The organism is Longimicrobium terrae (assembly GCF_014202995.1).
GTDB lineage: Bacteria > Gemmatimonadota > Gemmatimonadetes > Longimicrobiales > Longimicrobiaceae > Longimicrobium > Longimicrobium terrae.
In genome coordinates this window covers 76,778-100,979 of sequence record NZ_JACHIA010000007.1, presented here as the reverse complement: position 1 = coordinate 100,979, position 24,202 = coordinate 76,778, and the positions used below count along the sequence as shown (strand labels likewise).

28 protein-coding genes are annotated in these 24,202 nt (G+C 70.3%); 15 read left to right on the top strand and 13 right to left on the bottom strand.

Annotated elements, in window-relative coordinates:
* Positions 1 to 119 precede the first annotated feature (119 nt).
* Positions 120 to 482 carry a hypothetical protein gene (locus HNQ61_RS13750; protein ID WP_170033865.1) on the top strand — a complete coding sequence of 121 codons (363 nt, stop codon included), beginning with the start codon at positions 120 to 122 and terminating at the stop codon, positions 480 to 482.
* A 63-nt stretch (positions 483 to 545) separates the two neighbouring features.
* Here the strand turns inward: HNQ61_RS13750 and HNQ61_RS13745 are convergent, their stop codons facing one another.
* From HNQ61_RS13745 to HNQ61_RS13730, 4 genes are all read right to left on the bottom strand, one after another.
* Complete coding sequence (locus HNQ61_RS13745) at positions 546 to 758, bottom strand: heavy-metal-associated domain-containing protein (protein ID WP_170033863.1); 213 nt, start codon at positions 756 to 758, stop codon at positions 546 to 548.
* 391 nt (positions 759 to 1,149) lie between these two features.
* Positions 1,150 to 1,374 (bottom strand): hypothetical protein, encoded by a 225-nt coding sequence (locus HNQ61_RS13740; RefSeq protein WP_184430739.1) that lies wholly within the window; start codon positions 1,372 to 1,374, stop codon positions 1,150 to 1,152.
* Between the two features lie 2 nt (positions 1,375 to 1,376).
* A complete protein-coding gene (locus HNQ61_RS13735; protein ID WP_170033861.1) occupies positions 1,377 to 2,411 on the bottom strand; it encodes an ABC transporter permease in 1,035 nt (344 codons plus the stop codon).
* 313 nt (positions 2,412 to 2,724) lie between these two features.
* The gene (locus HNQ61_RS13730) at positions 2,725 to 3,666 is read right to left on the bottom strand and encodes an ABC transporter ATP-binding protein (protein WP_205761376.1); all 942 of its coding nucleotides are present in this window, start codon (positions 3,664 to 3,666) and stop codon (positions 2,725 to 2,727) included.
* Between the two features lie 204 nt (positions 3,667 to 3,870).
* Between HNQ61_RS13730 and HNQ61_RS13725 the strand changes: the two genes are divergently transcribed.
* The 11 genes from HNQ61_RS13725 (at position 3,871) to HNQ61_RS13675 (ending at position 11,574) form a co-directional block, all read left to right on the top strand.
* Entirely contained in the window at positions 3,871 to 4,089 is a 219-nt protein-coding gene (locus HNQ61_RS13725; protein ID WP_170033859.1) for a DUF3072 domain-containing protein, read from the top strand.
* A 175-nt stretch (positions 4,090 to 4,264) separates the two neighbouring features.
* On the top strand, positions 4,265 to 4,402 hold the full coding sequence (locus HNQ61_RS13720; protein ID WP_170033857.1) for a hypothetical protein: 138 nt from the start codon (positions 4,265 to 4,267) through the stop codon (positions 4,400 to 4,402).
* A 69-nt stretch (positions 4,403 to 4,471) separates the two neighbouring features.
* Complete coding sequence (locus HNQ61_RS13715) at positions 4,472 to 4,618, top strand: hypothetical protein (protein WP_170033855.1); 147 nt, start codon at positions 4,472 to 4,474, stop codon at positions 4,616 to 4,618.
* A gap of 166 nt (positions 4,619 to 4,784) precedes the next feature.
* Complete coding sequence (locus HNQ61_RS13710) at positions 4,785 to 5,375, top strand: nucleotidyltransferase family protein (protein WP_276510103.1); 591 nt, start codon at positions 4,785 to 4,787, stop codon at positions 5,373 to 5,375.
* Positions 5,372 to 6,196, top strand: a complete 825-nt coding sequence (locus HNQ61_RS13705) for an XdhC family protein (RefSeq protein WP_170033851.1) — start codon at positions 5,372 to 5,374, stop codon at positions 6,194 to 6,196. The genes HNQ61_RS13710 and HNQ61_RS13705 overlap by 4 nt, the downstream gene beginning before the upstream one ends.
* 39 nt (positions 6,197 to 6,235) lie before the next feature.
* Positions 6,236 to 7,288, top strand: coding sequence for a hypothetical protein (locus tag HNQ61_RS13700; RefSeq protein ID WP_170033849.1), 1,053 nt, complete (start codon positions 6,236 to 6,238; stop codon positions 7,286 to 7,288).
* Positions 7,288 to 8,382 (top strand): hypothetical protein, encoded by a 1,095-nt coding sequence (locus HNQ61_RS13695; protein ID WP_170033847.1) that lies wholly within the window; start codon positions 7,288 to 7,290, stop codon positions 8,380 to 8,382. The genes HNQ61_RS13700 and HNQ61_RS13695 overlap by 1 nt, the downstream gene beginning before the upstream one ends.
* A 57-nt stretch (positions 8,383 to 8,439) precedes the next feature.
* Positions 8,440 to 9,435, top strand: a complete 996-nt coding sequence (locus tag HNQ61_RS13690) for a hypothetical protein (RefSeq protein ID WP_170033845.1) — start codon at positions 8,440 to 8,442, stop codon at positions 9,433 to 9,435.
* Positions 9,436 to 9,753 carry an XdhC family protein gene (locus HNQ61_RS13685; protein ID WP_170033843.1) on the top strand — a complete coding sequence of 106 codons (318 nt, stop codon included), beginning with the start codon at positions 9,436 to 9,438 and terminating at the stop codon, positions 9,751 to 9,753.
* 501 nt (positions 9,754 to 10,254) lie between these two features.
* Positions 10,255 to 10,617 (top strand): TraR/DksA family transcriptional regulator, encoded by a 363-nt coding sequence (locus HNQ61_RS13680; RefSeq protein ID WP_170033841.1) that lies wholly within the window; start codon positions 10,255 to 10,257, stop codon positions 10,615 to 10,617.
* A gap of 210 nt (positions 10,618 to 10,827) precedes the next feature.
* Complete coding sequence (locus HNQ61_RS13675) at positions 10,828 to 11,574, top strand: lysophospholipid acyltransferase family protein (RefSeq protein WP_170033839.1); 747 nt, start codon at positions 10,828 to 10,830, stop codon at positions 11,572 to 11,574.
* A gap of 352 nt (positions 11,575 to 11,926) precedes the next feature.
* Here the strand turns inward: HNQ61_RS13675 and HNQ61_RS13670 are convergent, their stop codons facing one another.
* Positions 11,927 to 12,532 carry a M23 family metallopeptidase gene (locus tag HNQ61_RS13670; RefSeq protein WP_170033837.1) on the bottom strand — a complete coding sequence of 202 codons (606 nt, stop codon included), beginning with the start codon at positions 12,530 to 12,532 and terminating at the stop codon, positions 11,927 to 11,929.
* A 180-nt stretch (positions 12,533 to 12,712) separates the two neighbouring features.
* On the opposite strand from HNQ61_RS13670, the gene HNQ61_RS13665 reads away from it, so the two are divergent.
* Entirely contained in the window at positions 12,713 to 13,246 is a 534-nt protein-coding gene (locus HNQ61_RS13665; RefSeq protein ID WP_170033835.1) for a hypothetical protein, read from the top strand.
* 159 nt (positions 13,247 to 13,405) lie between these two features.
* On the opposite strand, the gene HNQ61_RS13660 is transcribed toward HNQ61_RS13665, so the two are convergent.
* Positions 13,406 to 13,939, bottom strand: a complete 534-nt coding sequence (locus HNQ61_RS13660; RefSeq protein ID WP_170033833.1) for a hypothetical protein — start codon at positions 13,937 to 13,939, stop codon at positions 13,406 to 13,408.
* A 389-nt stretch (positions 13,940 to 14,328) separates the two neighbouring features.
* Between HNQ61_RS13660 and HNQ61_RS13655 the strand changes: the two genes are divergently transcribed.
* Together HNQ61_RS13655 and HNQ61_RS13650 are read left to right on the top strand one after the other, a co-directional pair.
* Entirely contained in the window at positions 14,329 to 15,177 is an 849-nt protein-coding gene (locus tag HNQ61_RS13655; protein WP_170033831.1) for a ferritin-like domain-containing protein, read from the top strand.
* 31 nt (positions 15,178 to 15,208) lie between these two features.
* Positions 15,209 to 16,228, top strand: a complete 1,020-nt coding sequence (locus HNQ61_RS13650) for a ferritin-like domain-containing protein (protein WP_170033829.1) — start codon at positions 15,209 to 15,211, stop codon at positions 16,226 to 16,228.
* 618 nt (positions 16,229 to 16,846) lie between these two features.
* Here the strand turns inward: HNQ61_RS13650 and HNQ61_RS13645 are convergent.
* From HNQ61_RS13645 to HNQ61_RS13615, 7 genes are all read right to left on the bottom strand, one after another.
* Entirely contained in the window at positions 16,847 to 17,293 is a 447-nt protein-coding gene (locus HNQ61_RS13645) for a hypothetical protein (RefSeq protein WP_170033827.1), read from the bottom strand.
* 141 nt (positions 17,294 to 17,434) lie between these two features.
* A complete protein-coding gene (locus tag HNQ61_RS13640; RefSeq protein WP_170033825.1) occupies positions 17,435 to 18,124 on the bottom strand; it encodes a hypothetical protein in 690 nt (229 codons plus the stop codon).
* Entirely contained in the window at positions 18,121 to 19,200 is a 1,080-nt protein-coding gene (locus HNQ61_RS13635; RefSeq protein WP_170033823.1) for a metallophosphoesterase, read from the bottom strand. Before HNQ61_RS13635 ends, HNQ61_RS13640 begins: the two co-directional genes overlap by 4 nt.
* Before the next feature lie 431 nt (positions 19,201 to 19,631).
* Positions 19,632 to 20,024, bottom strand: a complete 393-nt coding sequence (locus HNQ61_RS13630) for an FHA domain-containing protein (protein ID WP_170033821.1) — start codon at positions 20,022 to 20,024, stop codon at positions 19,632 to 19,634.
* 4 nt (positions 20,025 to 20,028) lie between these two features.
* Positions 20,029 to 21,654, bottom strand: a complete 1,626-nt coding sequence (locus HNQ61_RS13625; protein ID WP_170033819.1) for an FHA domain-containing protein — start codon at positions 21,652 to 21,654, stop codon at positions 20,029 to 20,031.
* Between the two features lie 111 nt (positions 21,655 to 21,765).
* The gene (locus HNQ61_RS13620; RefSeq protein ID WP_170033817.1) at positions 21,766 to 23,253 is read right to left on the bottom strand and encodes a protein kinase domain-containing protein; all 1,488 of its coding nucleotides are present in this window, start codon (positions 23,251 to 23,253) and stop codon (positions 21,766 to 21,768) included.
* Positions 23,254 to 23,333: 80 nt separating this feature from the next.
* Positions 23,334 to 24,056 carry a vWA domain-containing protein gene (locus HNQ61_RS13615; protein WP_170033815.1) on the bottom strand — a complete coding sequence of 241 codons (723 nt, stop codon included), beginning with the start codon at positions 24,054 to 24,056 and terminating at the stop codon, positions 23,334 to 23,336.
* Positions 24,057 to 24,202: the final 146 nt, after the last annotated feature.

Below are 24,202 nucleotides of genomic sequence, written 5' to 3'. Positions count from 1 at the left end.
CGCCGCGCGCGCCGCAAGCGCGGATCTTGTCACGAGTGGCAAGGGGAGTGCGTTGTACGGTCCACGAGCGCCGCGCGAGGTGTTGCGCGGCTGGCCGGGCCCCGCTGAATTCCGTTCTGATGATTCGATTTCTGCCGCGCCTGGTGGCGGCATGCATGGCCCTGCTGATGGTGGCGGGGTGTGACGACGTTTCCACCACGGTGGTGTGCGAGGGGGCGATGGTGCCCTCCGTGCTGGTCAACGTGGTGGATGCGGTGCGCCAGCCACTTCCGGCCGCGGGCACCTGGGTTTCGGGCACGATGTCAGATTCGCTGCGCCACCTGCCGGGAACGGCGGAGCGCCTGGCCGCCTACGGGCCGGCCGGCGTATACGCGCTGCGCGTGCAGGCCTCCAACGGGGTGGTGTGGTTCGCCAGCAACGTGAATGTTACCCAGGGACAGTGCGGTCCGTCCACCGTCTACCTTGAGATGCTCGCGTACTGACGGCGCGCGGAAGATGAAAGAGCGTGCCCGGTTCGGCGAAAGCCGGGCCGGGCACGTCTTCGTTCAGGCCGCGGCGGGGTGCGCGGCGTAGCCTTCGTCGCGTACGGCCTCCGCGATCTGCTCCGGCTGCACGGCCGCGGGGTCGTACTCCACCCGCGCCGATCCAATCTTCACCTCTTCCACCCGCACGCCCTGCATTCCCGCCAGCGCGCCACGCACGGCGGCCACGCAGTGGCCGCAGGTCATTCCTTCAATCTCGATCGAGAGCGATTGCATCTTCACGTCTCCGGCTGTTGATGAACGTCCGCCGGATGAATCTGCATACCCCCTGCCCCTATGTCAATCGGTCGATGACGATCCGTGCGGCGGGTGGATTCCGCACGTGTCGCGGCGTTCCCGCCCGCCCCGGGGTCGGTCAACAGACGCGCGGCGGGTGTTCCGGCGTACGGCTCCGCCGCGCACCGATCGATGCCTCTCCCCGAAAACGCGGAACACTCAGCGCGGGCGCAACCCCCGGCACCGTCATCCCCGCTCGTCGCGAGCGGCATCAGCCCGCGCTTACGATGGGAGGACCGGCCGATGACCAGCCGCCGTCCATCTTTCCCCGATCGCCTTCCGTCCCCGCTGCCCGCCATCCACCTTCGATGACGTTGGACCGGGCCGAGGGTCACTGCCCGGAGAACCGGGGCGCAGGCGCACGCCGCTGCCGATCACGCGTTTCGCTTTTGATGGAAGACGGCAATTCGGGAAGGACACCGATGAGTTCCACCGCGCCGATCGGCATCCTGATCAGCGGCGGAGAGGCCCGTGAACGCGGCGAGAGCGGCGCCGGGACATCGGCGCCGCTCTCGCGTTTGGGATCGGAGGTGACGGAATGGGATCCGTCGGCCACTGTCACTGCCAGCGGAACAGGCGGACGGAAAGCAGAAAGGTCACTACCATCCACGCGGCCAGGATCGCCAGGTCGCCCGCGTAGCCGCTGAACCCCAGGCCGTCGTTGTAGACGGCGCGCAGGGCGTTGTTCATGGCCGTCAGCGGCAGCGCCTGAATCAGCGGCTGCACCACATCCGGGTAGCGGCTGGCGGGAAAGAATACGCCGCTGAGCACGAACATGGGCAGCATCACCAGGTTCAGCACGCCGCTCACCCCCTCGATGGTCCGCGCGCGGCTGGATGACAGCAGCCCGATCCCCGCGAACGTCATCGCCCCCAGAATCACGATTCCGGCCAGCGCCAGGAACGAGCCCTGAAGCTTCACGCCGAACGCCAGCCACGCGAACAGCAGAATGGGCGGCACCTCCAGCGCGATGAAGGCCAGCCGCGCCAGGATCTGCGCGAACAGAAAGTCGCGCTTGCGCATGGGCGTGGCCGACATGCGCTTCAGCTGCTTCTTCTGCCGCATCTGGACGAGGCCGAAGCCCATCCCCCACATCCCCGTGCTCATCAGGTTCATCCCGATGAGGCCGGGGATGACCCAGTCGATGTAGCGCCCGCCCGGCCGCCGGGTGCGGTCCTCCTCCACGGCCACCGCGGGGCGCGCACCCGCCGCGCGCTGGATGGCGCGGTCCGCGATCAGCTGCGCGCTCTGGCTTTCCGCGCGCGCCGGATCGTAGCGGTAGACCAGCGTCTCGCGCCCGGCGAGCACGACGGCGACGTCGCCCTTGCGGATGGCCCGCTCCGCGCTGTCCGCCGACAGAATCGTGAGGTTGATGGTGCTGTCCGCACGCAGGGCGGGCAGGTAGCGCTCCGCCGCCGAGCCGCGCTCCACGCCAACGACGGCCTGCTGCTGCGGCGCCTCGCGAAACGCGATCCCAAGCCCCAGCGCCATGATGATGGGAAATCCGAAGGTCCAGAACAGCGCCTCCGGCTCGCGAATGAACGCACGGATGCGTGCCAGCGTAAGTTCGCGCAGTGCGCTGGTGCCGGTCATGGGCCGGTGTGCCCGCGCAGGGGCCGCCGAATCGTCATCTTGCGTCCGCATTGTCCAGTGTCGGTGTCAGTCACGCGCGGCGACATCTTACTGCACCCGGGCGGCGGGCGCAGCACGACGCGGCCCTGCTGGCCTGCGATGTGGCGGGATTTCGACTTGGCCGCCGTCGCTCGTGCACTCAAGTGCGGCATTGCCGCTCACCCAAGAGGACAGAAGCCGCGCCGCACGCTTTGCGGTCCACACACCAGAGGCGTCATCCTGAGCGAGCGCGCTCCACCCCGCTCAGGCGTCGGGCGCCTGCGTCCGTCGTCGTCTACTGCTCGCGCAGGGCGCGGCCGGTGAGCGACAGGAACACGTCTTCCAGCGTGGCGCGGTGCGTGGTGAGCGCGGTCAGCGTGCCGCCCGCCTTTTCCAGCTCCGCCAGCAGCGCGGGCAGGCTGCGGTGCGGTTCATCCACCGTAAGCTGCCACCGCTCGTCGCGCTCGTGCACGCGGCTCACGCCGGGAAGCGCCTCCATCCGCGCCACCGGCGGCACCGTCGTGGCGGCAAACTCAATGACGTGCGCCCCGCCCAGCGAGGCGATCAACTCGTCCGGCGTGCCCAGCGCGATGATCACCCCGCGGTCCAGCACGGCGATTCGGTCCGACAGCTTTTCCGCCTCGTCCATGAAGTGCGTGGTGAGCAGGATCGTTCCGCCGCGCGCGCGAAAGGCCTCGCAGACGTCCCACAGCTGGCGGCGGCTCTGCGGGTCCAGCCCCGTCGTGGGCTCGTCCAGAAAGAGGATGTCGGGGTCGCCCGCCAGCGCGCAGGCCACCGAAAGCCGCTGCCGCTGCCCGCCCGACAGGTGCCGCACCTGCGTGCCGCGCTTTTCGCCCAGCTGCACGAAGTCGATCAGTTCGCGCACCGTGGCGCCCTGCCGGTAGAACGAGCGGAACATGGCCACGATTTCCTCCACCGTGAGCCGGTCGCTGAACTCGCTTTCCTGCAGCTGCACGCCCAGGCGCTGGCGGATGGCTTCCGCGTCGTGCTCCCACGTCATCCCCAGCAGCTGCACCTCGCCGCCGTCCTTGGGCTGCAGGCCCTCGAGGATTTCGATGGTGGTCGTCTTGCCGGCGCCGTTGGGGCCCAGCAGCCCGAAGCACTCGCCCCGCCGCACCTCCAGGTCGATGCCGTTGACCGCCACCGTGTCGCCAAACTGCTTGCGAAGCCCGCGGCAGCGGATGGCGGGCGTCTCCCGCGTGTCGTGAATGGACAACCTGCGCCTACTCCGGTCTGGGGCCTGGCCCTGCGCGAGCGATCAAGGTGGCACCGCCCGGCCCGCCGTTCAAGACGGGCGCGAAAAGCACACGCAAGCAGTCTGCCATCTTCGGTGTTTGTTTGGTACACTTCCTGCTATCCACTCCGTGCAAGTGGTTCGGGACGAAACACTTCCATCGATCATCCGCAGGAGTGAGGGAAGATGACGGACAAGCGCACCGCCGATCAGGCCGAGCAGGGCAACACCATCAAGGACCCGGACAACTGGGTCACGGGCGGCGAGCCGATGACCGGCGCCCAGCGTTCCTACCTGCACACGCTGGCCGAAGAGGCCCACGTGGAGGTGGAGGACGAGCTGACCAAGGCCGAGGCCAGCAAGAAGATCGACGAACTCCGCGAAGAAACCGGCAAGGGCAGCTGATCCGCGCCGGCTGACGGATTCTGCGCCCCCGGCCCGTGCGGCCGGGGGCGCGTTCGCTCTGGAGCCGTTCGCGGCGGGTACTGCAATCTTTATCCGTCATCTATTATAGTCCATCATCCCGCACGAACACCCCGGCCCCGATCGTGGGACCGCACTCACCGACAGGAGCAATCCCATGAGCCTCTCCGCGCTGCGTCCGGAATCCATCAAGGTCGAAACGTTCGATCCGGTTCCTGTGCCCACCGAGCCCATTGGCACCCCGCAGAACACGCCGGCCAACACCTGCATTCCCATCGAGACCTGCACCTGCTGAGCGGCGGACGCATCCGTGAACGGACGCGGGTCCGGGCGCGGCATCTCATCCTCCAAGGGAGAACGTCTCATGAACCGCAGTGCGCTTGACCTGAACAGCCTGGCCGTGGAGAGCTTCGCGACGGGCGACCCGGCGGCTTCGCCGTCCACCACGCTCGCGGGCAACAGTCCGCTGTGCGGCCCCAGCGCGTTCGACAGCTGCGAAACGCAGTGCTGACAAGCGGATGACGGTTCCGGCCGCACCCGGCCGGAACCGCGCAAGCCGATTGCTGGCAGACGGTTGACGGCGGAAAGCGGGGGTGCGATACTCCGGTCGTTCGTCCCCGCGGAGCCCCCCGCCCGCCTCTTTTCGCGCCCGTCGCCCGTCCGTAATCCGCCTGACCATGATCTGCGGTATCGTGCTCTCCGCCGGCCGTTCACGCCGGATGGGAGAGCCCAAGGCGCTTTTGCGAGCGGGCGGCGAAACGTTTCTGGCGCGCGCCGTCCGCGCCCTGCGCGAAGGCGGCTGCGACCACGTCGTGGTGGTCACGGGGCCGGACAGCGATCCGCATGCACGGGCCGTCCAAGACGAGGCCCGGGCGCTCGGCGCGTCCGTCGCCGTCAATCCCCACGCAAACTCGCAGCAGGCTGACTCGCTCCGCGCCGGGCTGATGGCCCTGCCGGACGATGCCAAGGCGGCCGCGGTATCCCCCGTGGACATCCCCGACCTGTCCCCCGCCCTGCTGCGCGAACTGGTGCGCGCGGCGCGGCGGACGGGCGCGCCCATCGCCCTTCCGCTGCACGAGGGAAAGCACGGGCACCCCGTTCTGTTCGCGCGGCGGATGTTCGCGGAGCTGTGCGCGCCGGGGCTGCCGGACGGCGCGCGGACCGTGATTCACGCCCACGCGGCGGAACTGGCCGAGGTGCCGGTGGATGCGCTCGCCCCCGACCTGGACACGCCCGACGACCTGCGGCGCTGGCGGGAGCGCGCGTGACGGCGCGCCTGACCCTGGCCCGCGCGCTGGAGCACGCGCGCGCGGCGCTGGACGGCGGCCAGGCCATGGCCAGCGTGGCCGTGCTGCACGGAGGCTCGCCCGGCGCACCCGCGCCGGGCGAGCGGCTTTGCGTGTGGGCGAGCGCGCACGAGGGCACGCTGGGGAACGCGAATCTCGACGCGGCCGCCATCCGTATCGCACGGGCCGCCCTCGCACCGGGGACGCGCCCCGCCCCGCACGACATCGAGGCGGACGGCATCCGCTGCACGGTCTACGTGGAGCCGCACCTGCCCCCGCCGGAGCTGGTGATCCTGGGCGCCGGGCACGTGGCGCGGCCGCTGTGCCGCCTGGGGGCGATGCTGGGGTTTCGCGTCATCGTGCTGGACGACCGGCCGGAGTTCGCCACCCGCGAGCGCTTTCCGGAGGCGGACGAGGTGCGGGTGCCGGACTTCACCGACCCGTTCCGCGGGTTGAAGATCGGCGGCGGATCGTACCTGGTGCTGGTGACGCGCGGCCACAAGTACGACTTCGAGGCGCTGCGCGACGTGCTGCGGCGGCCGGAGCGCCCCGCGTACGTGGGGATGATCGGCAGCCGCCGGCGTACGCGCGCCGCGCTGGAGTCGCTGGTGCGCGAAGGGATCGACGACGAGCGGCTGCGCGCCGTGCACGCCCCCATCGGGCTGGACCTGCGCGGCGAGACGCCGGACGAGATCGCCGTTTCCATCGCGGCGGAAATCGTGATGGTGCGGCGGGGAGGGACGGGCCAGCCGCTGCGCGACCGCGAGCGGGTGGCGGAACGATGGATCCGGCCCGGCGAGTGACGCGGGGCGGCTGAACGACGGACCGCGCGGGAGGCGGCCATGTATCGCACGTGCATCTTCTGCTCGGCCGACCTGGGCGCCAACGAGGCGCTGGAAGCCTTTCCCGTGGGGCGCCGCGTGGCGTTCGACGGGTGGAAGGGGCGGCTGTGGGCCGTCTGCACCGGGTGCGGGCGGTGGAACCTGGCGCCCATGGAAGAGCGCTGGGAAGCCATCGAACAGGCGGACCGGGCCTTTCGCGACACGCGCATCCGCGTGCAGTCGGAGAACGTGGGCCTGGCCAAGCTGCGCGACGGCACGCGGCTGATCCGCGTGGGCGAGGCGCTTCCCGGCGAGCTGGCCGCGTGGCGCTACGGCGACCAGCTCGTCTCGCGCCGCCGCCGCTACCTGATCGCCGGCGCCGCGGCCGGCGGGCTGGGGCTGGCCGCCGTCAGCGGGCTGATGGCCGTGGGCGTGGGCGGCGGCCTGATGGGGCTGTGGAGCGTCTTCGTGCACGCGTACGAGGAAAAGCAGGCGACCAGGGTGGTGCACCGCCTGAGCGCGGCGGAATCGCCCACCGGGCGCGAGGTGAGCATCCGCCGCTGGCACGTGCTGGGCGCGCAGCTGGCCGCGCCGGGATCGGACGGCATCGAGCTTCACGTGCCGGACGTGAGCCGCAAGGACCGCAAGACGGACGGATGGGGACGCCCGCGCTTTGCCGATGAGGAGGTGCTGGTGCTTCCCGACGCGCAGGCGCGGCTGGTGCTGGGGCGCGCCATGGTGCAGGTGAACCGCAAGGGCGCCTCGCGCGACCGGGTGGCGGACGCGGTGGAACTGCTGGGCCGCGCGGACGGGGCCGAATCGTACCTGCGCGACGCCGCGCGGCGGGAAAGCGTGCTGGGGCGCCGCAAGGGGATGGAAGCCCGGCAGCTGACGCCCATCGCCTCGCTGGCGCTGGAGATGGCGCTGCACGACGAGCAGGAGCGGCGCGCGCTGCAGGGCGAACTGGGCGCGCTGGAGGCCGCGTGGCGCCAGGCGGAGGAGATCGCCGGCATCGCCGACGCGCTTCCGGACCTGCCGCCGTCCGATCCGCCGCGCCTCATCCTCCCCGGCTGATGTACCGCAACTGCATCTTCTGCTCGGCCGCGCTGGGATCAAACGATGCCGTCGAACGCTTCCCCGTCGGCCGCACGCTGGCATTCGACGGGGAGAAGGGCCGGTTGTGGGCGGTGTGCCGCAGGTGCGCGCGGTGGAACCTGGCCCCGCTGGAGGAGCGCTGGGAGGCAATCGAGGACGCGGAGCGCCTGTTTCGCGATACGCGGCTGCGAGTGCAGTCCGAGAACATCGGCGTCGCGAAGCTGCGCGACGGAACGCGGCTCATCCGCGTGGGCGAGGCGCTGGCGGGCGAGGTGGCGGCGTTGCGCTACGGCTCCCAGATCGCCAGCCGCAATCAGCGCGCGATGGTCGCCGGCGGCGCCGCAACCGTGATCGGGCTTGGCGTGGCGGTCGCCGGATTCATCGCCGCGCCGATCGGAGTGGTGGGCGCGTTTCAGACCTATCACTTTTACAAGTCGGTGCTGCGCTACTCGCGCGGCCTGCGTACGGTGGGGATCGTGGATTCGCGGATCGCGGGGGAACCGGCGCGCGTACGGCTGCGCCGCAGCCACCTCAAGGATGCGTGGTTCAACCTCCCCGATGACGGGCTCGGGATCGCGCTTCACCTGCCGTTCTCGGTGGAAGAGGTGGACCCGTCCGCCCGCGGCCCGGTGCAGAACCGCATCCGCCGCCGTCCCCTGGTGCTGCGCGGAGACGAGGCACGGTCGCTCATGAGCCGCGCGCTGGTGCACGTGAACGTGGACGGCGCACCCGCCCATCGCGTGCACGACGCGGCGGAGGCGCTCCACGCGGCGGGTTCCGCGGCGGAGTACCTGAACCACACCGCGCACCGGCGCCTGCTGCTGAACGGCGGTGATCCCCGGTCCGCCGCCTTCAGCGCACCCGTGGGCGTGCTTCGCGGCGTGGACGCCAGGCCCGATCCGGTGATTTCGCTGGCGCTGGAAATGGCGCTGCACGAGGAGTCTGAGCGCCGCGCGATGGAAGGCGAACTGTCCGCGCTTGAGGCCATGTGGCGCGAAGCCGAGCAGATCGCCGCCATCGCGGATCGCCTGCCGGACATCCCGGCATCCGATCCGCCGCGGCTGGGCGCGTGACGATCCGCCCGATGACGATCCACAGCATCGCGATCCCGATCCACCGCGGCTGAAGGCATGTACCGCAACTGCATCTTCTGCTCGGCGCGTCTGGGATTCAATGACGCGCTGGAGCGCTTTCCCGTCGGGCGCACGCTGGCGTTCGACGGCGAAAAGGGCCGGCTGTGGACGGTGTGCCGCAGGTGCGCGCGGTGGAACCTGGCGCCGCTGGAGGAGAGGTGGGAGGCGATCGAGGACGCGGAACGCCTCTTTCGCGACACGCGGCTCCGCGTGCAGTCGGAGAACATCGGCATCGCGAAGCTGGGTGACGGAACCCGCCTCATCCGCGTCGGTGAGGCGCTGGAGGGCGAGGTGGCCGCGTGGCGCTACGGCCAGGCCATGGCCCGTCGCCGCCTCCAGCACCTGTCGCTCGCGGCGGGCTCCGTCGCCGTCACGGGCGCCACCTTCGGTATCCTGCTGGCCGTCACCGGCTTCCACTTCTGGGCGCTGGGCGCGTTCACCGGCAGCGGACAGGCCCTTCAGCACTGGCTGGCCGAGCGGCGGATCATGGGCCAGGTGGACGATGGTCCAGCCGCGGGCGAGGTGCTGCGCTGGAAGCGGGTACGTACGGGGATGGTGGAGCCCACCGTCCGCGGCGACGGACTGGTGCTGCGCATTCCGCGCACCCCCCGGCCGCACTTTCTGGGCGCCACCGCCGCCCCGCCGCGCCTTCCCGAAGTGGTGGTGAAGGGTGATGCGGCCCTGCGGATGATTACCCGCGCGATGCCCATGGCCAACGCGTCCGGCGCCCGCCGGTCCACCCTGGACGACGCCCTGGAACTGCTGGCGGACACCCCGCCGCGCGAGTACGTCAGCAACGCGGCGGAGGAGGGATTTTCGCTGGCGTACGAGCAGCCGCCAGAGCGGCTGGCGTTCGAAATGGCGCTGAACGAGGAATCCGAACGCCGCGCGATGGATGGAGAACTCGCTGCGCTGGAGGCCATGTGGCGCGAGGCCGAGCAGATCGCCGACATCGCCGACCGCCTGCCCGACGCCCTGAACGAACGGACGTAGATGAACGAGGACCTGGCCGTATTCACCGCCGCCGAGCAGGCCGCGCGCGAAGGGCGGCAGACCGTGCTGGCCACCATCGTACGCTGCAAGGGAAGCACGCCGCGCGGAATGGGGAGCAAGATGCTGGTGGATCCGGAGCGCGGGCTTACCGGCACCGTGGGTGGCGGATGCGGAGAGGCGGAGGTCATTGAAGCCGCCGCCGAGGTCATCCGCACCGGCGAGCCCCGGCTGCTGCGCATCAACCTGACCGAAGACCTGTTTTCGTGGAGCCCGGCCGTGTGCGGCGGGGTGTTCGACGTCTTTCTGGAACGCGTCTGAGCCCGTGTTCCTCCGGTCACGGGCCGGGCAGTTGCGCGTTGTTTTTCATCATCTGATACGCGAAGCGCCCGCGCAGGAGCAGAGAACGGCGCGCGCTCCGGGCGGAACATCTGGCGGCCCGCCGCATGCAGGAGAATTGCCCATGGCGCCGGAACGTCCTCGGCGGCGCCGCCTGAACGGTGGTTCTGACCGGTTCCCGCCGCACGCGCCCTCCCCGGCGCCGCGCGGCGGCACTGCACTGTCCGGCCCGGCAAATCCCTTGAGATTCACCTGTTTTCACCGCGCCCCCGCCATGCAGCCGATGCGGTGGCGGAGCACGTTTCGTTGTGTGGACCCCGTCCTTTGCCGTGTGACAGCGCAGGGAGGAAGTGTCCCCCGTCTGACCCGGATTTCCGGAAACTGATTCCCCCGATCCGACGAACGGAGCCGGACCGCCGCGATGGGCGCGGCGGCCCGCCGGAGCCGTTCGCGAGCCAGAACCACAGCACCACACGAGGACGCATGACCGTAGTTGAGCAGCTGCTCGCCCCCGCGCAGCGCGACATGATCCGTGACGAACTGCTCCGCAGCCTGTGCAAGCTGGAGCGCAGCCTCAAGGCCAGCGGCGAGGCCGCGCGCCCGCGCGATCTGGAGCAGGACACCGTGGGCCGGCTGAGCCGCATCGAGGCGCTGCAGAACGCCGGGTTCACCAAGAAGCTGGAAGCGCGCGAGCAGGCGCAGCTGGAGCAGATCGTGGCCGCGTTGCACCGGCTGGAAGAGGGATCGTACGGCTCATGCAACGGCTGCGGCGCGCCCATTCCCTTTGAGCGGCTTTCCATCTTCCCGGAAACGCTGGCCTGCAGCACCTGCACGCGCGGCGGCTGACCCGCGCGGGCTTGTCCCGCGACCCCGCTCCGCCTCAGATTCCCCTTCGCACGTTCCCCGGCCGGTCCGGGGCCGTGCGACGCCTCGGGACCGTTCCGTCACGGCCCGCCGGCCGCCGCACCCCGCGTTCCCCGTCCGCTCGCGCGGATGCCAGGGACGCGGGCCGGCTTCGTTTTCGCACCGTTGGGCCACTGGGGTGTAAAGCGCCGCATGAACAAGCAAGTGATCTCGGCCTGGGTGTGGCTGAACGCCGCCATCGTCATTCTGCTCTGGGTGCCGTGGATGGCCATCGTCTACGTGTGCACCGTCCCGTTCGATCCGGGCCGCTACACCGTGGGCCGCTGGTTTCGCCGCGCCGCCATGTGGGTGACGGCGGTGAACCCCATGTGGAACTTCAGCACCACCGGGTTCCGCATCCGCGATCCGCGCCGGCCGTACGTGGCCGTGGCCAACCATGAGTCGTTCGCCGACATCTTTCTGATCTCGCACCTGCCGTGGGAGATGAAGTGGCTGAGCAAGGAAGCCATCTTCAAGATCCCGCTGATGGGGTGGATGATGCGCATGGCCGGCGACATCGCGGTGCGCCGCGGCGACGTGGGCAGCCGCCGCGCCGCGCTGGACGCCTGCCGCGACCGGCTGGGTAAGCGCGTGTCGGTGATGATCATGCCCGAGGGAACGCGCTCGCAGGACGGCGAGATCCAGTCGTTTCACGACGGCGCCTTCCGCCTGGCGATCGAGACGGGGTGCCCCATTCTGCCCATTGCGGTGGCCGGGACGCGCGCCGCGCTCAACAAGGGCTCGTGGGTGATGGGCCGCGCGCACGCCATTGCCCGCGTGCTGGAGCCGGTGGAAACCACCGACCTCACCCTGGACGACGTGGCCGCCCTGCGCGACCGCGTGCGGGGGATGATCGTGGAGGCGCGCGCCGGGCTGCTGCGCGAACTGCAGACCGCCTGACGCGCGGTTTCAGCCGAGGACGAGAGGGCCCCGCCGGATTCGCGGGGCCCTCTTTCGTTTCCCGTCATCCCGAGACCCGCGCGGTCTCTGCTGCGGCAGAGGTCGTTTTCCGCCGGGCCTGAAGGCCCCTCCCCCGGCCCCTCCCCGTGCAAACTGCCGGTCTGAACAGAAGCGCGGAGAGGGGAGAACTCACACCGGGTTCCGGGGCCGCGGGGTGGGGGAGGCGCGGCTCGGTTTCCGGCGAGGCGCTCGGGGCACCCCGGGCCCGCACGGAGGGGTCGGGGCGCGGATCATCGACACCCCCGCAGGCCAGCATCGGCGCCAAAGGCTGTCCGGCGGAGCGTGGACGATTCTACTTTGGATGCGAGACAGCCGGTGCGGCGGCGGGCTTGAGCAGGTCGTAGGGATTGAGGTCGCGGCCGTGCCACCAGCGGTTGGGATCGGTAACGGTAAAGGCGGCAAAGTGCAGGTGCGCGGCGCCGCTCACGTTTCCCGTCCGGCCCACGTACCCGATGACGTCGCCCGGGGCGAGCAGGTCGCCCACCTTGAGGCCGGCCCGCGTGCCGCTGAGGTGCGCGTAGTAGTACACGATGCGCCCGTCCGCGCCGCGCTGGTAAAGCGAAAGCCCGCCCACGCCGTTGGAGTCGCGGTTCACCAGCACGCCCGCCGCGGCGGCGAGAACCGGCGTGCCTTCCTTGGCGAAAATGTCCACGCCCTTGTGCGCGCGGCCGCCGGAGCGCGCGGCACCCCAGGTGTTCCGCAGTTCCGCCGCCTGCACGCCCGCGACGGGAATCACCAGCCCCTCCGTGCTCGCGACGACGGGAACCGTGCGCGGCTCCACCGAAATCCGCAGGGCGCGGTCCGTGAGCGCCAGGTACGCCACGAGCGCGATCAGCACGCCGCACTCGATGAGCGCGGCCGCGATGAACGCGCCGCGCAGAGAAAGCCGATTCCGCATCCGTTCTCCTTCGTGGGACGGAGACCCCTTCCGGATGCGGAAGGCGATGGAGCGCCCTCAGATAGCGCTCCGCCCGCGATGGTCTCCCCGCCCCATCCGCCTGCACACTTTGCGTGCCGCGCTTGCACCCGGCACGACCCCGGGCATGATCCGCGTCAACAACCCAGCCACACCGAAGCCATGAACGCGCCCGGGGATCACATCAGTCATCAACCATCCCACGCCGCGCGGTCCATGCGGTGGCGCACATGGCTCCACCGCGCGATTGCGGCGGTGCTTCTGCTCGTGCTTCCGCCCGTGCTCATTACGCTGGGCGTATGGGCAGGCTGGCGGATGAGCGGGGGAGAGGAGGCGTGCTTCCGGGAGCTTGACCTGGATACGCCGGGGCTGGTCTGCACTGAGAGCCTGGTGATTTTCCTGAGCCAGCTGTTCATCGGCGGGTTCCACCTGCTGATCGTAGTCCCCGCGCTTTTCTGGATCGCCCGCCAGGACCGAAAAACCGTCAGCCGCTCCCTGGCGCGCCGGGTGGAAACCGGCGTGGGAGCCCTGACCATGGCGCTATGGATGATGTGCCTCGCTGGAAGCCTCTTCCATCTCAGCATCGGCATCGCCGTTGGCCGATGGGCGCCGTTTGCGACGGATGCACTGATCGGCATTCTCCTGCTGCGCGCCTTTCCCGCCAGGCACGCTCCGCCAACGGCCGTCGCGCTCTGATCGGCGGAGTGGGGGCAGACGCATGTTTTCGGTCGCAAACGGTGATCATACACCGCCGATCCACGCCAACGCTGACGGCGCAAAGTGGGTGGACGAGAATGCAGAAAGGGCCGGCCCCCGCACGGGAGCCGGCCCTGTTTTCGTTCGGTCGAACGCCGGTCAGAAGCGGACCGTGAGCGTGGCGCCCACCCCGCCGTCGCGCACCGTCGGCTGCACCACCGCGGCGGTGCCGCGGGCCGCGGACCGTACCGGGGTCCAGCGCGTTCGCGGCGTCAGCGCGCCGATCACCCCGCCCGTGGCAGCGCCGAGCACCCCGAACCAGACGCCGCCCAGCGCCGCCGCCGCGCTGGGCGTACCGGCCACGTAGTCCGGCTCGTCGAACGACGCGGCACCCAGCACCGCGCCGCCCGCACCGCCGATCAACGCACCGATCAGCAGCCCGCGCCCGGCGGAACGCAGCCGCGGCTCACGCCCCGCCGCGCGGAGCATCCGGGCCGAATCCGCGGACACCAGCACGGGCTCCCGCCCCTCGCGGCGCGCCAGTACGGCGCCGGGGCGGGCCTCCTCCACCCGGTACACGCCGGACGGCCCGGGCCGGAACCGCACCAGGTCGCCCGGGCGGACGTTCGCCGTCTGCTGCGCCGCCAGCGGGGCGGCCACAAGTGCCAGTACGATCGTGAGTCGCTTGATCATGAGACCGGGAGGAAAAACGGGAAGAGAGATCCAGCGGAGCATCCGCATGCGTACGATGGAGACGGGACGCGACCCGCACATCGGTCAGATGACATACAAGAGTCTGAAAATGTGCGACAGATAGCGCACCACCTATGTATCTGTAACGCACAAGGTTGGCATAGGCTTTGCCCCTAGCCCGGCTTCTCCGGCCTGGGGGATGGGGCCTCGAAGAACGAGGGACTTGGGAGCGATGGCGCCGCGGCACGAGCCGGTCCGGTCGGCCGCACCGTCGTCTGTTCTGGTCGGGTTGGAGGGAAGCGCTCCCGCGTACGGGGGCGCCGGGTGCGGTCCGCGCTAGCCGGACCGTGCCTGGTGAGCGGCTAGCCACGGCAGAGGGGGAGGACGAGATGCACAAGAAAGACGGGGATCAGGACGAACCGATGGTGATCGGCAGTGCGACGGAGCTGATGTTTCCCGCCACGCGACGGTCGTTCGTGCGGACGCTGCTGGCCGGCGGAACGGTGGTGATGCTGCCGTCCGTGTTTGGCGCCTGCGAGCGGCGGGAAATCACCATTCCGGGCTACGACGGGCCTACCGACGGGCCGGACCCGGTGACGGGCGTTTCGTTCGACCTGCGGTCGGACGTGGGCATCTTTCGCCTGCTGCACGCCAACGAGCAGCTGGAAGCCGCTTTCTACACCGCGGTGGTGAGCAGCGCCGCCTTCAGCAGCTTTACGGCGGACGAGCGCGAAGTGTTCGTGGACCTGCGCGACACCGAGATCATCCACCGCGAGTTCGTGCGTACGGCGCTGGGCAGCCAGGCGCTTCCGGACCTGCGCGGCTCCATCAACATGACCACGCTGAACAGCATTCTGTCCAGCAAGGCCAGCATCATCGCCTCGGCGCGTCTGTTCGAGCACGTGGGCGTGGCGGCGCTGAACGGTGCCGGCAAGTATCTGCAGGATGCCCGCAACCTGCTGGTGGCGGGCAAGTTCGCTTCGGTTGAGGCGCGTCACGCGGCCGCCCTGCGCGACATGGCGCCGCCGGCCGGAGTGAACGCGAACACCTCGTTCGCGGGCGACGACATCATCGACGGAACCGGACGCGACGTGAAGCTGGAAGCCGGCGCGGTGCTCGCCAAGCTGGCGTCCACCAACCTGCTCCTGGCCGGCACGCTGGCGGCGGCGCCCATCAGCAACGCCCCCTCGGCGGCGCAGGGTGTGGCCACGGCCGATTTCTTCCCCGTCAACCCGTAAGCGAACGAAGGAGTTCGATCACATGGAAAACATGCAGCAATCCCTGCTTGAGGGGATCGACCCGGAGATCATGGACGAGGTTGTGTCGCGGCGGGACCTGTTCCGCCGTGGCGCGTCGATGAGCCGGATGGTGGCGCAGGGCCTGGCGATGGGCTCGGTGCCCGTGGCGCTGGCCGCGCTGGCCAAGGACGCGTTCGGCCAGGCGCCCGCCGACGTGCTGGACGTGCTGAACTTTGCGTTCATCCTGGAAAACCTGGAGAACGAGTTCTACAAGGCGGTGCTGGGAACCAGCGCACTGGCCGCGCAGAACAACGCGTTCACCACGGTGCGCGCGCTGATTCCGGCCTCGGCGCGCGAGTCGCTGGGGCAGATTCAGAAGCACGAGCAGCAGCACGTGGACTTCCTGAAGGCCGTGATTCCGCAGTTTGGCGGAACGCCGGCGGCCATGTCGGCGGCGGACTTCGACTTCACGGGCGGCAACGGCAGCGGCACCGGGCCGTTCGCGCGGGCCACCACCGAGCTGAACTTTCTGCTCGTGGCCACGCAGGCGTTTGAAGACACCGGCGTGCGGGCCTACAAGGGCCAGGCCGGACGCCTGCTGATCAACGGCAACAACAACGCCGACATCGCGCTGGAATCGGCGCTGCGCATCCACTCGGTGGAAGCGCGCCACGCGGCCAAGATCCGCCGCATCCGCCGCGGGATCAACCCCACGGACACCACGCTGCGGCTGAGCGGGTACGTTCGCGGCGGCGGCGCGGCGGCGGCGGGCGCGGGCAACATCGCCAATCCGCCGGCCGAGGTGGTGGCCGCGCTGAACGCGATCTACGGCGGCGCCACGTCGGAAAGCAACACGCAGCACGTGGTGTTCAACGGCACGTCGGCGGTCACGATCGACGCGGCGACGCTGAGCAACCTGGACGTGATCGGCGATTCCACGGCGCGCACGAATGCGGCGACGCAGGCGTTTGACGAGCCGCTGACCAAGGACGAGGTGATCGCCATCGTCCGCAACTTCATCAAGGACGACGCCGCCCGCGGTCTTCCCTGAACGAAGCTGGATGCATGATCAAACGGGCGGCTCCGCGAGGAGCCGCCCGTTTTTGTTGGGATGGACGTCGGTGCGTCAGGCGGGCGTCGGGGCGGCCCCCACCCGGGCTCGTACTACTCGCCCACCCTCCCCCAAAAAAGACTGGGGGAGGGTTGGGCGCGGTGGATGGTCTGGTGCGTCGGGCGGAGAATCGCTCGCGAGCGAATGATCTTGAGCGAATGAATCCGCCGCTCAAACAGCGGTAAGCCCCGACACCGGCCGCTGGCACGTCCGGTTCGGGGCTTCAACTGCGTTGGGGATCAACAGACACTGCCGGGGCGCAGTCCGCGCAGGCGGACTTCGTGTTTTTCGAGGCGCGGTTTCAACCGCCGGGCAGCAATCCGCGGACACGCTCCGAACCCGTCCCCCCTCCGATCTGGGGTGTGCTCCCTCTCCCACATCTGTTCGTGGGAGAGGGTCGTCGCGCGCAGCGCGCGGGGTGAGGGCCACAGCCAGCCGCCGCACAACCTTCCGCAAATCAGGCGAACCCTCTCGCCCCCAACCGCCCTCAACCGCCTCGCCCCCGTTCCTCATCCCCCGCACTAACGCACTAACGCACCCAGCACTCACGCACTTCCCCTACCGCTTTTCCCCCAGCGATTGCCTCACCAGCAGATCGTACGCGGCGCGCTGGTGCAGCGAGAGCCTGGGCGGAATCCCCAGCACCAGCGCGGGCGCGGTGGCCTGCGCGGGCACGTGCAGCACCATGTGGTCCGGCGGCACCGGCCGCGCATACGGCGTGGCGCGGCCGGTGGTGTCGAACTGCATGGCCCGGCCCGGCGTGGACAGATCCGCCAGCACGCGGCCGTACTCCAGCCACTCCGCCACCGGGTCCGAATCGTCCCGCGCCACGGTGGGGATCAGTACGTCGTTGAAGTACGCCAGCGCGCGCCGGTACGCCTCCGCGTCGCGCGCCTTGAGGTCGCGCATCCAGTCGCGAAAGAAGTTGCGCGGATCACGCGCGCCGCTCTGCTCGAGGGCACGCGCGAACCGTTCGTCGGCGCGGGCGCGAAGGTCATCTGCCATGCGCGGATTCTACGCCGCCCCGCCTCGCTCCGCCACCGCACGCGACCCGCCATCCTCCGTATCCATCCCGGTGGATGAAACGCAGAAGGGCCGGCGGGCATCCGCCCCGCCGGCCCTCCCTGCCTCCATCCGTCATCCGCCTCAGACGCGCGTTCGTCCTTCCGAGCCGAAGAGGATGCGGATGGCGGCAATCACCCCGGCGAACAACCCGATCCCGCCACCGATGATCGCTCCCGACACCAGCGGATAGATCAGGTCGCCGCCCTGGTTGTAGGCAATGCCCCCACCCGCGATCGCGCCGATCACCACGCCCACGAATACGAAGCGCAGCACCGAGATCAGCGCGCGCACCAGGCGGAACGCGAAGGTCGCGCCCGAAACCACGTACGGCCGCAGCTCCTCCGCGCCTTCGCGCACGACGTCGCGCGGGTCGCGGCCCGCGAACGGCGGCTCCGGTGCGTACTCCCGCGGAGGGGGCGCGTACTCCGGCGGTGGTGGGGGCGGCTCGCCGGCCGGCACGCGGATGCGGCTGCGCCAGCGCGTCTCCGCCGTGGAGTCGGGCTCGGGCGCACGCTCCGCGCGAGGTTCGGGGACGCGCTCGCGTGGCGGCAACGGTGCGGGCACGGGTGCCGTGGGCGGCGGCGCGGACGGGCGGCGCGCGCCCGGTTCCGCTGCGCAGCGCGCGCACTCGGGCGCATCCAGCCACCCGATCTCCCGGCTGTGCACCCGGCACCAGAAGCGCAGCTCCGTTCCGCACACCTCGCACGTGCCGCCCAGAGCGTCGTCGTGCTCCACGCCGCAGTTGGGGCACCGGTCCACGACGCGCTTCACGAGCCTTCCTCCGCGGCGGCGGGCTCGGGATACACCTGCCGCGTCAGCTCCGGCGGAATGAACAGGCGCCGCACCTCCGGCAGCTCGCCGCGCACCCAGCGCGCGATTACCGGAACGCGCTCGTACGGGCCGAACACCTCGCGCGGCAGGCGGTGGCCCAGCGTGTTGATGGTGAGCGCGGGATGCGCGCTCCACGCGGGAAAGTCCGCGAAGCGGTCCTCCACGTGGTCGTGCCCGCGCAGCATGCGGCTCAAGGGACGGCCCAGGCGCGTGGCGAGTGCGCAGAACGCCGCAAAGTCCTCGCGGCCGAACTCGCTGCCGCGCGTGGTGCGGTTGGGAATGCGCTTGCGGGCCCGCGGATGCGCCCGCAGCCACACAAAGTCCTGCAGCACGCGCGGATCGTTGAAGTCCCCCTTTTCCGCCAGCTCCGCGTGCAGATCCGTGTGCGGAATGCCGCCGTGCGCCACCAGCAGCCCGTCGGGAAAGAAGAGGGCCCGCGGAGCGCGCGCAAAGAAGCGGATGATCACGCGCCCCAGCCGATCGGCCCACGGGTGGCCGGAACCGGACTGCTCGTTCAGCCAGTCGGTAAAGTCCGACGGAATGACGCTGGACTCGAACCGCCCGTCGCGGAACGTCAGTCCCTCGTCGTGGTTGCCGGTGACGACGGTGATGCGCATCGGCCCGTCCAGCAGGAGCTCAAAGACGCGCAGCACGACTTCCGCCGCGTGGATGCCATCATCGAACAGGTCGCCCAGAAAGACGATGCGCGAATCCGGGCCGCCGCCGCTGCGGTCGATGTGCTGCAGCGCGGCCTCCAGCGCCAGCAGGTCGCCGTGCAGGTCGCCCACGAACCACACCTCGCCCACGGGCCAGTCCTCGCCCACCTGGATGGCCTTGTCGTCCGGGCCGGCGGCGGACTCCTCGAACGCCAGCCCCAGCGGCCCGCCGCCCGCCAGCCGCTCCTCCATCCGCGCGATGATGCGCTCCGCGCGCTCTCCGTCGATGGCGTTGGCCACCGCGTCCGCGACGGCGCCCCAGTCCAGCCCGCGCACGTCCAGCACGTTGGCCGAACTCACCGGCGGCGCATCGGATGCGGGCAGGTCCGTGCGGCTGGGTTCCGCATCCGGCGTGGCGGAATTCGTTGCGTGTGCACTGGATGATGGTGCCGGAGCCGGCACGGCCGAGTCAGATGCGGGTGCGCTGACCGACGCCACTGGAGCGGACAGCGACGGTTCGGTGGATGCCGATCGATCCGCGGCCGCCGCACCGTCCGCGCGATCACCCTCAATGGACGCGCGCTCCGCCGAAACCGCTTCTTCGGCTAGCGGGGCGGCATCGGAATTGGAGATCGCGTCCGTGTCGCCGGTGTCGGAAGACGGATCGATTGCGCCCGGCTCCGTGGACGGTGCTCCTGATTCCATCGCGGACGACGATGGTTCCACCGCCGTTTCCGGAACCGGGGCGCCTTCCGGCGTAACCCCTTCGTGGGGCTGATGATGGCTGTCCGTCACGGTTCGCTTTCTACGCGCAGTCGCAGTCGGGTGGGGCCGATGGATATCACCGCGCCCGGCTCCAGCGGCGCCGGGGCCGTGCCCAGCGCCGCGCCGTTCAGGAACGTTGGATTCTTTGCCCCGGGCGCGGGCGCGATGCTCCAGCCGCCCGCCGCCGCGTTGCGCGCCAGCAGAAACTGCGGATCGGCCGCGTACACGTGGTCATCGCCCGCGAACGTCTCCAGCAGTTCTTTTCCGACAGGCGTGTCCACGCCGATGGTCAGCCGGCGGGTAGTCTGCTCGGCCACCAGCACCAGCTTGCCGATCCCGCGCACAAACCCGCACGCCTCGCATCGCAGGGCGGCTTCGTCCTCGTGAACAAAGCCGCACTGCGGGCATTTCCACGCCATCCGCTCAGGCCGGCTTCACGGTGAGCGGCAGCTTGGCGATGCCCTTGGCCGCGCGCCCCACCGCCACCACGTCGCCCGCGTTCAGCGGACGCGGCAGGGTGACGGGCTCGCCGTTGACCAGTGTCTCATTGGTAGTTCCCGCCACGGGCGTGACCTGCCAGGTGCCGTCGGGGCCGCGCTCCAGGACGCACTGTTCCGTGTCCCACACGTTGGCGTCCTCGCCAAACTGCCGGACCACGTGCTTGCCCAGCGGCGTGCGCACGCCCACGGTGACGGACTTTCCGCTTTCGTCCACCAGCTGAATCCGGTCCGACTTCAACGGCCCGCTCGCCGCCGCGGCATCCGTGGTGGGAGCCGTACCCGTACCCGCCGCAGACGCGCCAGCCGCGGCCGCATCTGTCGTCGCCGCCCCGGTGGACGCCGCGCCCGCCTCGGTGGACGCACCCGCAGCCGCGCCAGCCGCCACATCTCCCGCCACCGCCGTGCTTCCGGTCGCGGCCGCATCTCCGGCGGCCGGCGTTCCCGCCGCCGACGCATCTGCCGCCACCGGCGTTCCGGTTGATGCCGAGCCCGAAGCGTCAGTCGATGCCGCGCCCGAGCCAGCGGCATCGGTGGACGTCGATCCACTTGCGGCCGCATCCGTCGACACCGATCCAGTGCTTACGCCCGCCGAGGACGATCCGCTGGCGTCCGTTCCGGTCGATGCGGTTCCGCTCGCATCCACGGGCGCCGATCCAGTTCCCGCCACATCGCTCGATGATCCGGTTCCGATGGCCTCCGTCGAAGCCGAACCGCTCGCGTCGGTCGTAGCCGATCCGGTCGCATCCGCCGACCCCGATCCGGCTCCCGCCACGTCCGTCGATGATCCGGCTCCGGCCACGTCGGTCGACGACGATCCCGTTCCCGCCGCGTCCGTCGATCCCAGATCCCCGCTCACGGCGGTGGCGGTCGAAGCCACGCCCGCGGTGGCGGCATCCGTGGATTCCGATCCGCTGGCCGCCGTGTCCGTGGAGGCCGAGCCGTCTACCGGCGGCAGACCCGATCCCACGTTCGCCACGCCCACCTCGGGAGAGAACGCCGCCGTAGCAGCCGCGTCCGCCGCGGGCGATCCGGTCGCCGAAGCTTCCGTCGCCGCCGATCCCGCCGGGCTGGCGCCGGCCGGGGCCGATCCGGTTCCCGTCACGTCCGTCGATGCCGCGCCTGCCGATCCCTCGCTCGATGGGTCGGTCGGAGGCGATCCGGTTCCCGCCGCATCCGTCGATGCCGTCGAAGGCGATTCGAGTGTCGGATCGGGATCGACAGCGGGTGTCGCCGCGCCGCTCGTGGACCCGCCCGTCCCCGCATCAACCGAAGCGCCCGACGTACCGCCCGACGCGTCTGCACCGCTCGCGTGCGGATTCGTGGACGGCGACGGGACCGGTGTGGCGTCCGCACCGCCGGCGGATGGATTCGTGGACGGTGACGGGACCGGTGTGGCGTCCGCACCGCTGGCGGATGGATTCGTGGACGGCGACGGGGTCGGCATCGTGCCGGTGTCCCCGCTGGTGGCGGCGGCGCCCGTCGTTTCGGTCTGCGCCGCGTCCGTGCCCGGAGCGGTGCCTTCGGTGGGGATGTCCTTGTTTTCCGTCACGGTCGGTCTCCACACACGGTCTCGGCGTTGGTCGGCCCGATGCAGATCATCGCGCCCTCCATCATCAGCGAAGCGTCATCACGCCCCGCAAAATCCATCCATCGTAGCCCGTCACGCGGCGCGAATGGTGAGCGGCAGCTTGGCGATTGCCTTGGCCGCGCGCCCCACCGCGATCACGTCGCCATCGCGCAGCGGGCGCGGCGAGGTCACCGTCTCGCCGTTCAACAGCGTTTCGTTGGTCGTTCCCGGGCGCGGCACCAGCAGCCAGTTCCCGTCAGCGCCGCGCTCCACGGTGCACTGCTCCGCATCCCACACCACGTAGTCCTCGCCGAACTGGCGGACGATGTGCTTACCCAGCGGCGTGCGCGTGGCCATCGTCATCACCTGCCCCGCCTCGCCGATCAGCTGCACACGCTCCGTCACCAGCGGCGCGCCTCCCCCGCCGCGCGGCATACTGGGCGCGGGCGCGGCCGGAGCCGGAGCGGCCGGTGGCGCCGGAGGTGTGGGCGCCGGCGCTGGCGTCGGCGCAGGAGCCGGCACGGGAGCGGGAGCAGGAGCCGCAACGGGCGGCGGGCCCGGAGGTGGCGCAGTGGGCGCGGGCGGAGCCGCCGGTGCGACCGGAGCAGGCGTCGGTGCCGTCGTCACCACGGGAGAAGTCGCGGAGATCGTCGTGACCGTTCCCGCGGCGCGGCCGGTGAGCACGTCGCGCACCTCGGCCGCGGTGGGCCGGTCGGCGGCGCGCGGCGCCAGGCAGCGGTGGATGATCGCCGCCACCGCCTCGTTGGTGGCAGGCGCGGGCATGGTTCCGCCCAGCACCGGCGGCTCGGCCGCGTACGCCAGCGCCTTTTTCGCATACTCCGACTGGTCCTCGGACCAGTACGGATGCCGCCCGCCGAGCAGCTGGTACAGGATCAGCCCGCACGTGAACACGTCCGATGCCGTGCCGGGCGTGGCGCCGGCCGTAAAGTGTTCCGGCGAACGGTAGTTGTCGGTGCCCACGTAGCCTTGGACCCCGTGCCAGGGCGCAGCCTCGTCCGTCAGCAGCGAAAAGTCCGTGTCGATGAGCTTGAGCTGGAATCCCGCCGCGATCGACGGATCCTCGATCAGAAAGGCGTTGTCGGGCTTCAGGTCCACGTGCGCCACCCTGGCGGCGTGAAGCGTGTTGATGCCGGACATGAACACCTTGGCCCAGATCACGTGCTGCTCCCACATCCGCGGCGGAAAAGGCGGGGCCGGCGCGCGCCCGCCGTTCTCCTCGGCCTCGCGCTCAAAGATGCCGCCCAGGTCCGCGCCGTTCTCCACGAACTCAAAGACCTGAAAGTAGTTGCGCCCGCCCCACACGGCCTCGAACGCATCGATGGCGCGCACGCAGAAGTTGCGCGCCGGGCTTTCCGCGATGCGCCGGTTCAGCTCCTTCTGGTAGCGCACGTAGTCGCGGTACCAGTCCACCGTTACGCTGGGCGACTTGTACTGCTTGAAGAAGACCCGCTGCCCCGACTGGCTCTGCGCCCCGTACGAGATGGCCATGGCCCCGGGCCCGAACACGTGGGTGATCCGGTAGCCGTTGATCTCGTCGCCAACCTTGAGTTTCTTCGCCATTCGCCCGTGTGCGGAGTTCCGGAGCCATGCGTGCGCCGCGCGCCCGCCATGGGGCGCGCGGGCCGGTCAACAGCGTTCGCTCAGAGCGCCACGGTTTCCGCCGACTTCGACACGGATGCGGCCAGCTGGCGCAGCGTGTTCTTGAAGTTGGCCTGGTCCGTGGTGAACTTCACCAGCGCCTCCTGCGGGTTCAGCCCCGGATACGAAATGGCTTCCCACTCGCTCTTGTCGATCTGGCTCAGCTCGTCGTAGCCCGGCATGTCGGGGGCGAACAGGCTCAGGATGATGCGGTTGTTGATGATGGCGTTGGTGATGTCCTGCACGCCGCCGCCCTTTGCCTCGGGAATGCTCATGGACGGCTTGAACGACGCATCCGTGAACACCACCACCACGCGCGCCGCGTCGCTGCGGTAGCGCCACTTGGTGGCGTCCAGGCTCTGCGTGCCCTTTTCCGTCTGCCCCATGTTGGACACGCGGAACAGCGCATCCAGCAGCGATTCCGGCTCGTCCTCGCCGCCCTCGGCCGTGAGCCCGGCCAGCTGCGCGCGCAGGGCCTCCACGTCGGTGACGAACGGGTTGTCGATGAAGGCGTTCTCGTCGAACTCGAAGTCGCGGTAGCCCACCGCCTTGGCGCGCCAGTCGCGCACCGGCGAGGCGTTGTTCGCGTCGCCCTTGCTGAGCGACTCCACGAAGGTGCCGATGTTGGTCTTGAGCGCGTCGATGGCGGGCGCCATGCTGCCGGACACGTCGATCAGAAAGACGATGTCCGCGACGCCGCGGGTCTTGGTCTGCTGCTGGTCCATTTCGCTTGCCGTCCCGTCAAAGTCCGTACAAAGTTGCGGCGCCGCCGCGGAGCGCGTTCCCCAAAACGGGGTGCGCCGTCCTTGCAGGTTTCAGTCCCGTGGAATGCGTCCGCTCCGGAACGCGGTGGCCGCCGCCGCGGGGCCGG